Origin of the sequence: Stenotrophomonas sp. GbtcB23 (assembly GCF_019091045.1) — a bacterium.
Lineage (GTDB): Bacteria > Pseudomonadota > Gammaproteobacteria > Xanthomonadales > Xanthomonadaceae > Stenotrophomonas > Stenotrophomonas rhizophila_A.
In genome coordinates, this window is record NZ_JAGXKC010000268.1 from 1 (window position 1) to 344 (window position 344).

Genomic DNA, 344 nt, shown 5'->3' on the forward strand with positions numbered 1-344 from the left:
CTATAGCCTGACCGTAGCGGCTCCGACGATTACGCTCTCTCCCACTTCCCTGCACGCGCCGACAATCGGGACAGCCTATTCGGCAACCCTTACGGCAGGAGGCGGCACCGCGCCCTACAGCTATGCAGTCACGAGCGGCGCATTGCCTTCAGGGCTGACACTCAGCAGCGGCGGCGTCCTGAGCGGCACGACGACCGCTGCCGGATCGTTCAATTTCACCATCACCGCCACCGACAGCGCCGCAGGACTCTTTACGGGAAGCCGGTCCTATAGCCTGACCGTAGCGGCTCCGACGATTACGCTCTCTCCCACTTCCCTGCACGCGCCGACAATCGGGACAGCCT

At 64.0% G+C, this 344-nt stretch carries 1 protein-coding gene; it reads left to right on the plus strand.

What is annotated here, in order from left to right:
* On the plus strand, positions 1 to 344 hold a 344-nt coding region (locus KVS69_RS19075; RefSeq protein WP_217539535.1), incomplete at both ends, for an Ig domain-containing protein.